This is a genomic window from Hyphobacterium sp., from assembly GCF_965228115.1.
Classification (GTDB): domain Bacteria; phylum Pseudomonadota; class Alphaproteobacteria; order Caulobacterales; family Maricaulaceae; genus Hyphobacterium.
In genome coordinates, this window is record NZ_OZ245794.1 from 1,264,196 (window position 1) to 1,277,047 (window position 12,852).

Below are 12,852 nucleotides of genomic sequence, written 5' to 3' on the forward strand. Positions count from 1 at the left end.
TTAAAAGCTCACCGGGATGGCGCGGGGGCGGGATCCGCCCGTGGTCCGCGCCAGGCTGGCGACATAGCGCTCGAGCTTGTCCTGGTCGGTCTTGGCATATTTCACCGTGCCCTCATCGGTGGTGATCTCGACCTCTTGCTGGCCGGTCATCAATTTGTGCAAAGCGTCACGCGCTTCGGCGAGCTTTTCGGCATCGGTCATCACTCGGCTCCTGTCTCACCGCGGTTGAGTTTCGCCTGGCGCTCAAGCCAGGACGGCTTGCTCTTTTTCGGCGATGGATTGGCGGGGGCTGGCTTGGTTGGCTTGATCGCTTCGGCGGTCTTGCCCTGGGCATCCCAGAGCGCATCGAACGGCAAAGCAGCAGCCAGGGTTGGATCCTTGGCGCGGGAGGCCATGAGCTGCCGCCACCCGGCTTCATTCAATCGGTCAACGCCATAATTCCAGGCCATGGCGCGCGCCCCAACGGCGATGTCGAGCTGCTCATTGGCCTGGTGTTCCGGCTTGTCCCATACGGGCTGGTTTTTGAACATGCGCCGAGGGTTGAGATGCTCGGCGGTGATTTGCTTGAAGAAGCCCAGATCGCAACCGGCATGGAACTCCAACGCCCCTGCCTGCAGCTCACCGGGACCATCGGGCGATCGCTCGACCAGGCCCTGCTTCAAGCCGAAATAGATCCGCTTTTTCAAACCGTATTGGCCAAGCGGGTAGAGATCGGCGCGCGCCAGCACCTTATTCTGGAACTTGGCCGCCATCTTCTTGGGCGTGCCGAGCTCCGGCGCATCTGGATCTCCGGTGCCTTTCGTGGCCAGGACGCCCGGCCGACCCGAGCAGAAGAGATAGACGTAAGGGCTTTTGTATCCGGCATCGACGCCCCAACGATCGAAGCGGAGCGGCACGGTGCGCGGACCTTCATAGGTGCGCTCGAGGATCTGGGCCATCTCCGACCAGGTCTTGGCGTTTTCAGGATCTCCATCAATGACGCCATGATCGATAAGCCGACCGCGGGCACCAGGGATGAAGCCGGGGTTAGGCCCCCAAGCGTAGACGCCCCACTCGAGCCGGTTGCCCTGGACATCGGTGAAGCCGGTCAGGATGCAGGCCCAGTCCGGGATCCGGCCGCGCTCGAGACCGGCATTAACCCAGGCCTCGTGCAACTTCTCCTCATCGGGCGCATCGCCGCGGACCTCATAGGGCTGGCCCAGAAACTGCTGATAGAAGGGCTTGAGCTTTGAAGGATCCGACTGGGTCTTCTCATACTCTTCCCAGAGCTTGGTCCAGGAGCCGAGCGTCGAGTAGGCCTGCCAGACATCGAAGCTGGGGTGGCGTCCTTCCGTGTCCCGGCCGCCCTTGGCCTCCGGCCCAAAGGCGCGCACCAGGCTTTCCGGGCTCACCCAATGGATGAGATCGGCATCGAAGATGACCAGTGGCGGGGCTGGGTTGTCAGGGTTTTCCGCGCCGGGCTCGGCATCTGGATCCGGGTTGGGTGAGTGGAAGCACGGCACGAAGACGGCCTCCGCCACCATCGCCTTCTTGTATTGCTCGCGCACTTTGTGGCCGCACTCGGGGCACTCGAAGTAAGGCCCGTCCGCGTCGGCATTCATCTGGTCAAATTCCCAACGATGCCAATGGCGGCCCGCGCCATACTCCTCATTGGGGCACTTCACATAGAGCTTGCGGTGGTCACCCTCTTCCACCGCTTCGGTGATCGCGCAATCGCCCTTCATGCCGGGCGTCGAGATCAAGATCTCCTTGCCATCATCCCCCTGGGCCAGCATCCGGGCACGCGCCTGGGTGACGGGATCCCCGCGATTGCCGACATCGGCGTCATACTCGGTGATCTCCTCGAGGAGGATGAAGCCAACCGGCAGACCCTGCAGACCCTTCGAGCTCGAGGCGGTGGTCAGCTGGATAAAGCCATCCCCGCGCAAGCGCTTGAAGGCTCCGGTCGAGCCGTCCTCCGATCGCGACCGCGTCCCGACAATGTGCTTTTGCAGCTCCGGTGTGGCCTCGACGGTGGTGTTGAACTTCACCTTGTTCCACTTCTGGAACTCTTCCTGCGAAGGCAGGACCACAAGCGTCGAGCGCGGATCCGTGCACGCCATGTGGAAGATGGCGTTGGCTCCGAACTCCGACTTGGCGATCTGGGCCGAGCCGCGGATCCTCACCGACCGGCTGGGGTGATCGAGCCCGCAGACATCCATGATCTCTCGACCGTAGGGCGTGCGGGCATTGCGCCACTTGCCGACAAAACGCGAGCCGGATTCCGACCCAAGAAAGCGATACTTCTCCGCCCAGTCGGAGACGGTGATCTCCTCGGGCGGCTCAAACGCGGCCGCATAGGCCGCCATGGCCACGGCCGCGCCATTGGCCAGGCTCTCAAAAGCCGGTGACAGCATCAGCCCTTGGCCGCCGCCTTGAAGGTCTGCATCGCGTCGGTATCCGACCGGGCAATCTCGATGAGCCGCTCAAGCCGGGCCACCGCATCTTCACTGGCTTCGCCATCTCCCAGCTGACCGGCGAAGCGCTTGAGCTCCTCCGACTGGATCTCGCGCGTCCGGCGCGCGAACTGCTTTAGCGCCACGCGCACCGCAGCGGCATCGGCCGCGGTGAGCTTGAGATCCACCGCCAGCTGCTCGGCCACATCGCGCGCCTCGTGCTCCGACTGGCGGGCCGTGCGGCCAGCGATCATCGCCATCCCGGCCTCGACCTCGGCACGCTCGACCACCAGGCCCAGCTTGTCCGCGAGCTCGAGCTCGGCGAGCGCCGCCTTGGCATTGCGCTCGCGGCGGCGGCCTTCCAGATCCTCGATCTTGCCAGCAGCATCGGCCGCGGCGTCCGGCTTCGCCTGGATCTCCTTGCCGGACTTGGCGGCGCGATCGTCATTGGCCATGCGGTGCTGCTGGACTTCCTCGAAGTTAACCAGCTTCGCGCCCCGCGCGCCCTTGCCCTTCACCAGCGATGGATAGTCGGCCACATAGCGTGACAGGCCCGACCGGGTGATCTCATCCCCGCTCTTGGTCAACCTGTCTGCGCATACCTGCAAACTCACCAGATCTGCTGGCTGCGCGCTCTTGCGCTTGGCCATGAAACTCCACTGACCCGTGCGACCCGTGCGACCCGTGAGGCAAATGAAAACCCGAGAAACTAGAAAACTTCCGCGGCTTCGCCTTCACCGTATAGCAACTCCTTCCAGGAAGGACCCGCTCGGCCGGATTGATCGCATGAAAAAGGCCGCTTCCGGGGTGCCCGGTGCGGCCTAGACAGAATCACTGATTACGAGACTGATTCCATAATCGTCATCCCCGCCCAGTCAACCCCCCTCCTGGCCGAGCCCATAGAATGAGCGGAGCGCCTCGGCCGCCGCGACCAGCTCGGTGCCTGCGCTGGCACGCTTTTGCTTGTCGTCTTTGTAGAGCTGGGCGGTGCCAGGCGCGCCCTCGAGCGAGCCTTCGGTCACCATAAAATACTCAACGATCCGGCGCTGCCCGGCCTGCAGGCGCACATTGGCATCTTCCCATCTCCGATAGGCCTGGGCCTTGGTGAGCGAGATGTCGCCGGATCCCGCACCCGAGCCATCCACGCGCACGTCCCATGACTGGACCATGGCCGACCGGGCCGTGCCCCAGGCGAGATCATCCCGCCACCGGCCGAGCGCCTCGCATTGCCCCTGGGTGAGCAGCCCGGCCTTGCGCAGGCGGCGCACCGTGTCCGGCAGGTCCGCGCCCAGCATGAGCGCACCGCCCTCGAGGCGCTTGAGGATCCCCCGCTTGCCGATCTGCTCTGGCAGTGCGCCATCGCGGTCCTGGACTTCACCGCGGCCGGAGGCCTTCTCGATCGAGCGCTCATGCGCCGCCACCAGATCCTCACCCTCGCCCAGGAATTCCACCGTGGCCGCCAGGCCAAGCGTCACCGCCTCATTGATCGAGGCCTCGCGCAGCTTGTTGAGCTCATCCTTGAAGCTCTGGATCTTGGCGCTTGCATCGCGCAGCACGCCCCGGTCCCGGCGCAGCTCGGCCGTGCGCTTCTTCCATCGAGCCATGCCCTGCTGGGCCTTGGCCAGCGCCACATCATCCTCACCGGCCTGGGCATTGGCCAGCGAGATCCGCTTGGAGGCCCAGACCTTGGCATGGCGCACCCGAGCCGCCTTGAGCTTCTGCAAATTCTTCGAGATGCCGGTCAGCGCCCGCGTGGCCTCGATCGCCCTGGCCCCGTAGAATTTATCCAAGAAGGTGAGATGCCGCTCGGCCTTCGTGATGGCCTCATCTGCCATCATCGAGGCTGGCCCGGCCTGGACGGGATGGCGCAGATCCCTGCTCACAGCGCAAACTCCCGCACATCATCCTCGGCACTGATAGCCGCCAGGCCCTGGCCTTTGAGCCACTCACCGCACCGGGCAAAGACATCATCGCGATAATGTCCATCGGGAGCGACCACCAGCTGGCCCTCACACTTCAACCGGGCCAGCCTCGAGGCGAAGATCTCTTGGCCAAACTCATCGCGCATCGCTTTGCGCACCACCGCCCAGTCAACAGGCTCGAGCTCACGCGCAGAGCGCGAGCCCTCTCCCGGCTCGCGCGCGCGCGTTGGATCATAGAAAAGGAGGGAAGGGATTGGGTGACTCCTAGAGTCACCCTCCTGGGTGGTCCCCGCGCCACCTTGACGCCCTGAATTGTCACCCCGAATCGCCCCAGGGGGGTGGCAATCTGCCACCCCTCCCCCGCGCGCCATTTGCCGCTTCTGGCGGCGCGCCCGGCGCATCTCCTTCACCTTGGCCTGGGCGGCTTCAAATCGCGCCAGGTTGAGCTGGTATTCATTGGTGCCATACGGCCCGCCGCCGACCGAGATCTTGCGCACCGCCCAATCGTTAGAGCTGGCCCCGATCGCCGCCTCGGCCTGGTCGGTCATGCGCTTGATGACGCGCTTGATGTGCCGCGTATCCTTGCGTGCTTCTTCGGCGATCGTGTCATAACCGACCGCCGCATAGCCATCCTCATTGGCATAGTTGGCGATGGCCAGCAGGATGGCATACTCGGTGTCTTTATAGAGGCAGCTCTCAATCACCGGAGCCAGCGCCTGGATGCTCATGCCCGGCCTCCCTCACGCTGCAGCCGCTCCCAACCGGCACGCATGATCCGGCCGAAGGCGAGGTCCCGCTTGTCATGCTCCCGCACCCGGCCCGCAGCCGGATTGGAGACCTCCCGCGCCATTCCCTTGGCATAGCCCAGCTGCATCTGGCTGGCCTGCGCCTTGATGCCCTCGATCGGCCGATTCGGCAGATGCCGCGCGATCGCCTCAAAACTCAGCCCGCGCTCACGGCCCTTGCGCAGGATCAACAGCTCTTCTGCGGTCCAGTCAGGAGGCTTACCCATGGCGCGCCTCCTGCTTGCCTGCCTCGCCTCTCATCGCGTGCCAGGCCGCCCGCATCACCCGGCCCAGCCGGAGATCGGCCGGATCCGGCCCGCCGCTGGATCGAGGCCGCACCACGCGCCGCGGAGGAGAGACCGGCGCGCGGTAGATCTGGCGCGTATCCAGCCCCATCACCGCGCTCTTTGTCTTCACAGCGAACGGCGTTCGCCGGGGCAATCGGGCGGCGATATCCTCAAACGGAAGCCCAGCCTCGCGGCCCTCGACCAGGATGGCAATCTCCTCCACACTCCACGCCGGTCCCTTACCCATGGCGCGTCTCCTCTCGTGCCCAGCCATCACCAAGCAGCTTGACCTCATGCGTCTTTGGCCACCGGATCCAAAGCGACCAGGACGGGCCATTGAGTAAGTGATCGATGCGATGAACGGTCTCGGGATATACAAAGCCGAAGAAGCCAGGGCCGCAGACCCGCAGCTCTTCCAGGCCCCGCTTCCCGTAAAGCTCTTCGATATAGCCGCCCCGCAGAACGATGCGGAAGGCGCGCGCCGGGTGGCTATGAAAACAGCCCTCCATGTCGGCCGCGACAAACTTGTGGAGATCCACGCGCCACCCGCTAAAGCGGAATAGGTTGCGGATCCACATGACCACGGTGCCATCGAAATGGCCGCGCCATTCGTGCCAGAACGTCATGCGTCCCTCCTGTTGAACTTGTCGGCCTGGTTGCCCCAGAAGGACCAAAGCGGATGCAGATCCGACCGGCGCGCGAAGAGCTCGAGATAGGGGCCGCGCCAATAGTCCTCGGCCCATTCATGAAACCCGTCCGGCTTGCGCGAGTGCTCCCGCCGCGGTGCGCAGAGAAGATCGCCATCACCGGCAATGAGGTTGGGGCAGGAATTGCCGGGAAGCGCCGGTCGTCCGCGCAGCCCGATCATGATGGACTCGGCCGTAGAGCCAACCACATAGCCGGTCCCGCGCTTGAACCTCTTCCCGTCCCGCGTCTGCTTGCCCCAGTGCGCCATCGCGCCATAGCGAAAGCCCCAGGCGCGCATCACCGTCTGGGCGTGCTCAAGCAGGGGCGAGGAAAACCACAAGAGCAGAACCGAATCCCGCTTGGCCAGATCCGCCACCGGCAAAGCGCAGATCTCATCCAGCTCCATCGTGTCATACTGCGCCTGCGGCGATCGGCCCTCACCCTCCGGCGTGCGGGTTTCAAAATGCCAGGGCGGATCGGCTGCAATGACCCCGAAATGCCAGGCAGGCAGATCTCCGAAAGGCCAGCCTCTCATGCCCGGCCCTCCGGCTCGGCCTCGAAGGCCTGCTGCGCTTTGGCCGCCCGCGAGATGAAGTCATAATCCGACGCCACGGCCGCGCGGGTCGCCTCGGCTACCGCCTTGACCAGCGGATCGTCCCGGTCCTCCGGCGCACCGCCTTCCAGCCAGGCTGCCATGGCCCGCAGATATTCGGCCAGCACGGTATAATCGACGCACAATCGCGCGCCCTCGATCGCCCCCTGCAGCATCATCACCTGCATGCCCGCATGGCCATTGCCTGGGCCAGAGCGCGCATCCTCGATGAGCAGCTGCTTGCCGCCCATCACCGAGAAGGACCTCGCTCGGCTCAAAAGGATCCGGGCCATCGCTTCTTCATCGGCCGGATCTTCCGGCGCAACTTCGGTGAGGGGCTTGGGCTGCACAAATTCGGCGAAGGCCTGATAGAGCGCCGAGATGGCATAGTGCTTATCGAACGGCATCACCCCATAATCGCCGAGGATGCAGCGCGTCGTCACCCCGCGCATCTTCTCCTCCCCCGGCACCGGCCGGGCGATCAACAGGATGGGCACTTCTCCCTCATCCAGCAGCGGCTTGATCTTGGCAAAGGCCTTGCGGCGGCGCTCATGCTCCATGCGTTCACTGGCTTTCATGAGCGCGCCTCCCACATGGTGACCAGCACATCGAAGACGATCACCCCGGCGATCTGCGCCGCCATCGTGGTCAACGCCACAGATCCAAACAGCGCCAGCGTGGCCCAGAAGAAGGCCCAGCCTGCCTCGGCCCAGCCTGCGCCCAGAATGTGCTCACCGCAGCGCTGGAGGCTCGACCAGGCCCAGGTGAAGAATTGGCGCGCCAGCACCACCAGGCAGAGCAGCAACAGCCCCTCATCCAGCGTTGGCAGCGTGTAAGTCAGGAAGGAGCTCATGACGCCGCCCCCCAGATGCCCGCCAGCAAGGCAATGCAGAAGGCCAGGGCCAGCAGCGCAGCATCCCGTTGTCGGCGCAGCCATTTGATGCGGCGCTCATAGCGGGCGCGATTATGGAAAAGCGGAACGATCTGCGAGTGCTTGACGCGATCATCCTGCGGCGGATGCACCCAGATCTTCTCGCGGCGGCGGGCTTCCTCCGGCGAGACCACCCAGGGCACTTCGCCCGGCGTAGCCTCGGGCCAGAGCCCATGACAGTCGAGCACCACGCGCTTCCAGCGCTTGGTCTCCTCATCATCCTCGGCCGAGATCACCGGCATCACATCGCCAGCGCGCCAGACCGTCTCATCGCCGACCTTGAGCCATTCCAGCTTGCCGACCGGTTGATCCGCCACCCGGTAGCCAGGCGGCTCATAAAACTTGTTCTCGACAAAGACCGAGCTGGTCATGTTCAACGTCTCGCCAGGCGGCACGATCGGAATCCCCTTCGCGGCGCTCATGACTGCGGCCCCTGCGTGGCATCCGCGAACCGGGACAAAGCCTCGGCGGCCCTCTCACCAACCCGGCACCGCTCAACCAGGGCGGCGCGCTCCACATCGGTGCTTCCACCTTGCTTGCGATAAGTATGGCCGAGCGCATTGAGCGCGCGCTTGCGGCGCGCCAGCTTGCGGTGCGGAAAGTTGGCCCGCTTCATGACGCCGCCACGGCTTGCCGCGCCTCCCAGGCCATGCGCCTCGCCTGCTTGCGGCTGGCACCGGCCGCCATGAAGGCATCGCGGGCTTCGCGGACCTCACGCTGGCGACGGCGGCGCGTGGCGGCCCGGCCGTCCGGCTTCTCGATCATCCAGCGGCGCTGCTCCTTGACCATGTCACGCCGGGGCGCAGCTGGCACCTTCTTCCGGCCCGCCTTGCGGCGGGGCTTGGATTTGCGCGGCATCTCCTCGATCGTGTCGAGGCCGACCCTCATGGCAAGAGAAGCCGCCGAAGCCATCATGCCGATCATGCCAACGGCGGCCAGCGGGCGGTCCCTCATGCCATCCTCCCCTTGTGAGAGTGGCCGGTCGGCGTGCCGCCGCCGATCGATTTGGACACCGGGCCAGTGGCTTTGCGTTCCCCGGCCAGCTGCTGGGCTTGTTTCCGGCCGTGGCGATCGGCCGGGTGCTGGCCGCGTGCCCAATCGGTGCGGGCTATCTCGTGCTTGCTCATGTCAGTCCTCCTCATGGAAAAGCCCGGCCCGCGGATCCGCGCAGCCGAGAGATTTGAAATGGGAATAAAGAGCGGGCGCGCGGGCAAACGCCGTTCGCCGGGCGCAAACCGCCCAAAGGATGAGACTGCCCGCCCCGACGCCTCCCAGAGCCAGGGCAGGCAGCCATCCAAGGCCAGAAGATGCCACGATGAATCCCGTCACAAGGCCGAAGGAGAAGGCCCAGATCACGGTCACAGCGATCCATCGAGACGCGCGCATCTACCTGGCCCCCGGATTAGAGGCGTCCGTAGAAGACAGGCGCGCCCGTCTCCTCGAACAGACTTGTGGCGATCTCCCGGAAGTGCGCGATGCGCAGATATTCCACGCGCTTCCACTCAAAGCCGAAATAGATGCCATCGGATTCCGCGCGCCAGCGGAGGAGGCATTCCAGCTCGATCGGCGGCTCACCCTGGTAAAGCGGGATGGACAGGGTGAATTTGGTCGGCACGGTGACCGAGCCCTTCTCCTTGGTCTCGCTTTCATAGGAGAAGGTGCGGTCGCCATTCTCCAACCGGGTCGAGGATTTGTAGCCGGTGGACTTCACCGCCTCGAGATCGCGCGCCACGTCCAGGATCTCACCGGATTCCGGGTGGACGATATCGACCGAGTTTTCCTCGAGGAAACGGGCGAAATGCGCCTGCTTCATCAACTCGCCCTCGGCCTTATCCCATCGGGTGAACTCTTCGGACGGGCGCAGCACAAAAGCGGCCCGGTGATCGGCATAATTCGCGAGGGTTTCTAACGATTCCAGATCGCCATCGGTCGAGTGGTGATAGTCCAGCACCGCCAGGATAGTGTGCTGGTCAAAGTCCGCGATGAGGACGCTATCGGCCGACTTGAAGCGCTTGACATATTCCGCCATCGACTCGCGCTCATCGAGCGTGATGCGCTGCTCGATACGGTTGGGCAGCCAGTGCTCATCGGCTACCTCTTCGAGGGTGAAATTGTCCGGCACAAAGGCATAGCGGCGGCCATCGCGGGCCTCGAGCGTGCGATCGGCGTGATAGGCCCCCGAGAGCACGCTCTCGAGCAGCCTTTGCGAGTTGGTCTCGGCCACAGGGCCGGTGTCTTCGGTATCGGTGGTCATGTTTTGCCTTTCCTTGGCGTTGGTGAGCGGTTAGCCGCCCTTGCGTTCGCGCTGCAGGGCGATCTCGTCCTCGAGATCCGTCTGGTTGGGATCTCGGCGGGTGAGACGGTTTTCATCGGTGAGGAAGAAGAGGCTGGTGCCGACCGGCGCGGCGGGCTTGGTCACCTTCACAACCGGCGAGCATTCCAGCTGGCCAGCCTTGTTGAAGGAGAAGGGAAACTCGATCACGAGCTTGCCCTTGCCCCCGGTTGCGGCCATCGCCTCCATCAGCTCATCCATCTTTTCAGCCGCATCGCCGACCAGACGGCCGCGCCGGAAATTCTGGAAGAACTCAAGGAAGCCCAGCTCCCCGGTCTCGGGTTTATTCATGCCCATTTGTGTCTCCTTGATTGAACAGATCGCCAGACTGCGGGCCGCCTGGCGCAGAGGATTGAAGCGCCTCAAGATCGGTGAGCGCGCGGGTGAAAGGGACGCGCTTGGCGGCCCGGTAAAAGTCGATGAGATCGCCCTCTGCATGGCAGGAGCGGCACTTGAAGGTCCGGCCGGATTCAGAGATCCGCGCGCCATTGGAGAGCCCGCAGGACGGGCACTCGCAGATCTGGCCAACCGGGCTGGCAGGCTCAGGCGTGTAGTCCAGCAGATCGGCGAGCTCGCCGATCGTGATGAGATCCTTTACCGCCCGCGCGCGGTCACTATTCGAGACCGCAGCGGCCGTGCGTTTTGGCGCGGCATTCATCGGCAGGCGGCTCATACCCAGCTCTCCCGATCGGCCTTGTTCATCATGTGGAGCTCAAAGCTCGCCAGCGCCTGGGTGATATTGCTCACCGCCGAGGGCATCGGGCTCAGGCGCGAGCCCTCTCCGGCCGTGGTCAGATCTCCCCCTCCGGCAATGAAGCCATCGATCACATCGAGCGCCTCGATCACCGCGGCCACTTCCACCGCGCACTTCTCACCGCGCACCGCGATGCGGGTTTCCCCGAGCGCCTGGATCTGGCCAGTCTTGGTGAGCAGCACTTCCTGGGTAAAGCGCGAGCCACCCCATTTGATCTCGCAGAAACGTGACCGCGCCATCGCCCTACTCCCTGTCACCGACCGGGAGCCCGGCCTTGGCCATCTCATGATCGCGCTGGCGCGCCTCGCGATGCTCGCGCTCAAGCAACAGGTCTTCGCGCGCCAGATCGCAAACCGCCTGGGCGGCGGAGGAAACGGTGGAGAAAAAGCGGCGGCGCTCGACCGGGTGAATCCGCGCCGCCCATCGTCTGGCCGCCTTGACCAGGACCTTGAAGAGATCCGGGTCGGGCGTGGCCGCCGCATTCGGGGCCTGGGCAATCGCCTCCTCCACTGCCAGACGCGCTTTGACGGCGGCCTGGCCGTCATCGCGCAGCACGGCATCGCGGATGCGATCTGCCACGCGATGCCAGGACGCGGCACTCATGCGGCCACCCCATTGAGTTTGGCGCGCTTCTTTCTGGGCTTGCGAGGTGGCGCGGCGTGAGCAGAGAAGAAGGCCTCAAGCCCTGCATCCTCGCGACATCGCTGATTCACCGCATCGATGGCATGGCGCACCGTGGATTCATCGCGCTCAAACGCTTCGCCGACCAACTGCACCAGGGCGCGGACGCTGGTGTCTTTGGCGGTCATCTTTGAGAGCCGCACGAAGACCAGAGCCATGGCCAGCTGGCGGGCCTCAGCGACAGGCTTGGGGCCACGCCCCTTTTCCATCACCACATCGCGGTGGAGACGGGCATGATCGGCGACCAGGGGGACAAGCTCCGCGACAATCCCCTCGACGCTCACTTGCGTTGTGCGGGGTTTCTCGCTACTTATCCCGCATGAACCTTGCGGGATTTGTCCTGTTTCTTGTTCTTTCATGGCCGAATCGTCCCTTGGATGGGGAGAGAATAGCCAGAAGGTGCGGGATAACAAGCCTCTTATCCCGTTTTGTAAGGGATTGGAGATAAATGCCGGGGCATTTCCCGCATAACGTCTTAGAATTTGACCGGCATGTTGCGCGCATGTCAGGGGCGATTCTCATTGAGAGGCTGGATCAACAGCTCGGCGATCTCGGTTTAACCGACCGGGAAGCCTCCTTGCGCGCCACCGGCACGCCGGATCTCATCCGCGATCTGCGGCGCTCCAAGTCACAGCAGATGCGCACCGGCAATCTCACCAAGCTGGCCAGCGCGCTCGAAGTAGATGCCGCTTGGCTAACAGGCGAACAGAATGAGCGCCGCCGCATAACCGCGGCCAACCAACCACCCCAGGCCCAGGCCTCTATCTCCCTCACCGACACCGAGATGGAATTGCTCTCGCTCTATCGCGCCATGCCCGACCAGCAGGATCATGTGCTGGCCGTTATCCGCGCACTTTATGGGGTTAATCAGCAAGCCGCCGCCGATGATCGCGGCCGCCGCAAGGTTAGCTAGACCAATCTACTATAGATGGGAACTTGAACACCCTTCGCCTTAGCGTTGGGACGATTTTCCTTCCGCACTCCGATCAATTTGGGTAACCTTATCCACGGGCCAGGGCTGTCAAACTATCCTGCGCTGCCGGACTATGCCGGTGGCGCATTTTTTAACTCTAAGCGGGTGGAGCCGTGGCCGAAATTGAAGACCCTCCCATAACACTAATACTCAAAAGGCATCCTGCGCAGTGCTGCCTCATCCTGAAAGTCATCGGGCCGGGCGACTTGGAGCAGGAACGCATGGTCGATATTTCCGATTTAAAGACCCGCGCCGCGCTCGCCACCCTGCTGGGCGGCACCCCGGAAGTGCTTGAATTAGGCCAGCTTGTGCTGCCCTCTTCCCGCATTTCCTGCGAATAGCGTTCACATTCTCGCGCTAATCCCGCACGGGATGATGCGGGATATTCGGGATAAGAGCTTGCTTATCCCGCACAATCATGCTTCTTTCCCCGCGACGAACGCCGTTCGTCGGTCTGAAAATTGGGAAAGGCG

The 12,852-nt window shown here is 63.9% G+C and carries 24 protein-coding genes; 2 read left to right on the plus strand and 22 right to left on the minus strand.

Annotated features, from left to right (window positions below; translation table 11 throughout):
• The 22 genes from gpW to ACO079_RS06900 form a co-directional block, all read right to left on the minus strand.
• Positions 1 to 201, minus strand: a complete 201-nt coding sequence (gene gpW / locus ACO079_RS06795) for a gpW family head-tail joining protein (protein WP_421792768.1) — start codon at positions 199 to 201, stop codon at positions 1 to 3.
• Complete coding sequence (locus ACO079_RS06800; RefSeq protein WP_421792770.1) at positions 201 to 2,396, minus strand: terminase gpA endonuclease subunit; 2,196 nt, start codon at positions 2,394 to 2,396, stop codon at positions 201 to 203. Before ACO079_RS06800 ends, gpW begins: the two co-directional genes overlap by 1 nt.
• Positions 2,396 to 3,085, minus strand: a complete 690-nt coding sequence (locus ACO079_RS06805) for a hypothetical protein (RefSeq protein ID WP_421792771.1) — start codon at positions 3,083 to 3,085, stop codon at positions 2,396 to 2,398. Before ACO079_RS06805 ends, ACO079_RS06800 begins: the two co-directional genes overlap by 1 nt.
• Before the next feature lie 225 nt (positions 3,086 to 3,310).
• Complete coding sequence (locus ACO079_RS06810) at positions 3,311 to 4,318, minus strand: hypothetical protein (protein WP_421792772.1); 1,008 nt, start codon at positions 4,316 to 4,318, stop codon at positions 3,311 to 3,313.
• A complete protein-coding gene (locus ACO079_RS06815; protein WP_421792774.1) occupies positions 4,315 to 5,085 on the minus strand; it encodes a hypothetical protein in 771 nt (256 codons plus the stop codon). The genes ACO079_RS06810 and ACO079_RS06815 overlap by 4 nt, the downstream gene beginning before the upstream one ends.
• Positions 5,082 to 5,369 carry an SANT/Myb-like DNA-binding domain-containing protein gene (locus ACO079_RS06820; protein WP_421792776.1) on the minus strand — a complete coding sequence of 96 codons (288 nt, stop codon included), beginning with the start codon at positions 5,367 to 5,369 and terminating at the stop codon, positions 5,082 to 5,084. The genes ACO079_RS06815 and ACO079_RS06820 overlap by 4 nt, the downstream gene beginning before the upstream one ends.
• Positions 5,362 to 5,676, minus strand: coding sequence for an SANT/Myb-like DNA-binding domain-containing protein (locus ACO079_RS06825; protein WP_421792778.1), 315 nt, complete (start codon positions 5,674 to 5,676; stop codon positions 5,362 to 5,364). Before ACO079_RS06825 ends, ACO079_RS06820 begins: the two co-directional genes overlap by 8 nt.
• Positions 5,669 to 6,055, minus strand: a complete 387-nt coding sequence (locus ACO079_RS06830) for a hypothetical protein (protein WP_421792780.1) — start codon at positions 6,053 to 6,055, stop codon at positions 5,669 to 5,671. The genes ACO079_RS06825 and ACO079_RS06830 overlap by 8 nt, the downstream gene beginning before the upstream one ends.
• A complete protein-coding gene (locus ACO079_RS06835; protein WP_421792781.1) occupies positions 6,052 to 6,651 on the minus strand; it encodes an MT-A70 family methyltransferase in 600 nt (199 codons plus the stop codon). Before ACO079_RS06835 ends, ACO079_RS06830 begins: the two co-directional genes overlap by 4 nt.
• Complete coding sequence (locus tag ACO079_RS06840; RefSeq protein WP_421792782.1) at positions 6,648 to 7,286, minus strand: hypothetical protein; 639 nt, start codon at positions 7,284 to 7,286, stop codon at positions 6,648 to 6,650. The genes ACO079_RS06835 and ACO079_RS06840 overlap by 4 nt, the downstream gene beginning before the upstream one ends.
• A complete protein-coding gene (locus tag ACO079_RS06845) occupies positions 7,283 to 7,561 on the minus strand; it encodes a hypothetical protein (protein ID WP_421792783.1) in 279 nt (92 codons plus the stop codon). The genes ACO079_RS06840 and ACO079_RS06845 overlap by 4 nt, the downstream gene beginning before the upstream one ends.
• Entirely contained in the window at positions 7,558 to 8,061 is a 504-nt protein-coding gene (locus tag ACO079_RS06850; RefSeq protein ID WP_421792784.1) for a hypothetical protein, read from the minus strand. The genes ACO079_RS06845 and ACO079_RS06850 overlap by 4 nt, the downstream gene beginning before the upstream one ends.
• Positions 8,058 to 8,255: a hypothetical protein gene (locus ACO079_RS06855; RefSeq protein WP_421792785.1), complete on the minus strand. Its 198-nt coding sequence runs from the start codon at positions 8,253 to 8,255 to the stop codon at positions 8,058 to 8,060. Before ACO079_RS06855 ends, ACO079_RS06850 begins: the two co-directional genes overlap by 4 nt.
• Positions 8,252 to 8,593: a hypothetical protein gene (locus tag ACO079_RS06860; protein ID WP_421792787.1), complete on the minus strand. Its 342-nt coding sequence runs from the start codon at positions 8,591 to 8,593 to the stop codon at positions 8,252 to 8,254. The genes ACO079_RS06855 and ACO079_RS06860 overlap by 4 nt, the downstream gene beginning before the upstream one ends.
• Positions 8,590 to 8,766, minus strand: coding sequence for a hypothetical protein (locus ACO079_RS06865; RefSeq protein WP_421792788.1), 177 nt, complete (start codon positions 8,764 to 8,766; stop codon positions 8,590 to 8,592). The genes ACO079_RS06860 and ACO079_RS06865 overlap by 4 nt, the downstream gene beginning before the upstream one ends.
• A gap of 1 nt (position 8,767) precedes the next feature.
• The gene (locus ACO079_RS06870; protein ID WP_421792790.1) at positions 8,768 to 9,025 is read right to left on the minus strand and encodes a hypothetical protein; all 258 of its coding nucleotides are present in this window, start codon (positions 9,023 to 9,025) and stop codon (positions 8,768 to 8,770) included.
• Positions 9,026 to 9,041: 16 nt separating this feature from the next.
• The gene (locus ACO079_RS06875; RefSeq protein ID WP_421792792.1) at positions 9,042 to 9,893 is read right to left on the minus strand and encodes a DUF2303 family protein; all 852 of its coding nucleotides are present in this window, start codon (positions 9,891 to 9,893) and stop codon (positions 9,042 to 9,044) included.
• Positions 9,894 to 9,923: 30 nt separating this feature from the next.
• Positions 9,924 to 10,268: a hypothetical protein gene (locus ACO079_RS06880; RefSeq protein ID WP_421792793.1), complete on the minus strand. Its 345-nt coding sequence runs from the start codon at positions 10,266 to 10,268 to the stop codon at positions 9,924 to 9,926.
• A complete protein-coding gene (locus tag ACO079_RS06885) occupies positions 10,255 to 10,644 on the minus strand; it encodes a hypothetical protein (protein WP_421792795.1) in 390 nt (129 codons plus the stop codon). Before ACO079_RS06885 ends, ACO079_RS06880 begins: the two co-directional genes overlap by 14 nt.
• Positions 10,641 to 10,964, minus strand: a complete 324-nt coding sequence (locus ACO079_RS06890) for a hypothetical protein (RefSeq protein WP_421792797.1) — start codon at positions 10,962 to 10,964, stop codon at positions 10,641 to 10,643. Before ACO079_RS06890 ends, ACO079_RS06885 begins: the two co-directional genes overlap by 4 nt.
• 4 nt (positions 10,965 to 10,968) lie before the next feature.
• Positions 10,969 to 11,328 carry a hypothetical protein gene (locus ACO079_RS06895; RefSeq protein WP_421792798.1) on the minus strand — a complete coding sequence of 120 codons (360 nt, stop codon included), beginning with the start codon at positions 11,326 to 11,328 and terminating at the stop codon, positions 10,969 to 10,971.
• Positions 11,325 to 11,690 (minus strand): hypothetical protein, encoded by a 366-nt coding sequence (locus ACO079_RS06900; RefSeq protein WP_421792800.1) that lies wholly within the window; start codon positions 11,688 to 11,690, stop codon positions 11,325 to 11,327. The genes ACO079_RS06895 and ACO079_RS06900 overlap by 4 nt, the downstream gene beginning before the upstream one ends.
• Positions 11,691 to 11,908: 218 nt before the next feature.
• On the opposite strand from ACO079_RS06900, the gene ACO079_RS06905 reads away from it, so the two are divergent.
• Positions 11,909 to 12,319 carry a hypothetical protein gene (locus ACO079_RS06905; RefSeq protein ID WP_421792801.1) on the plus strand — a complete coding sequence of 137 codons (411 nt, stop codon included), beginning with the start codon at positions 11,909 to 11,911 and terminating at the stop codon, positions 12,317 to 12,319.
• Positions 12,320 to 12,492: 173 nt separating this feature from the next.
• Positions 12,493 to 12,720 carry a hypothetical protein gene (locus ACO079_RS06910; RefSeq protein WP_421792803.1) on the plus strand — a complete coding sequence of 76 codons (228 nt, stop codon included), beginning with the start codon at positions 12,493 to 12,495 and terminating at the stop codon, positions 12,718 to 12,720.
• The last annotated feature ends 132 nt before the right edge of the window (positions 12,721 to 12,852 follow it).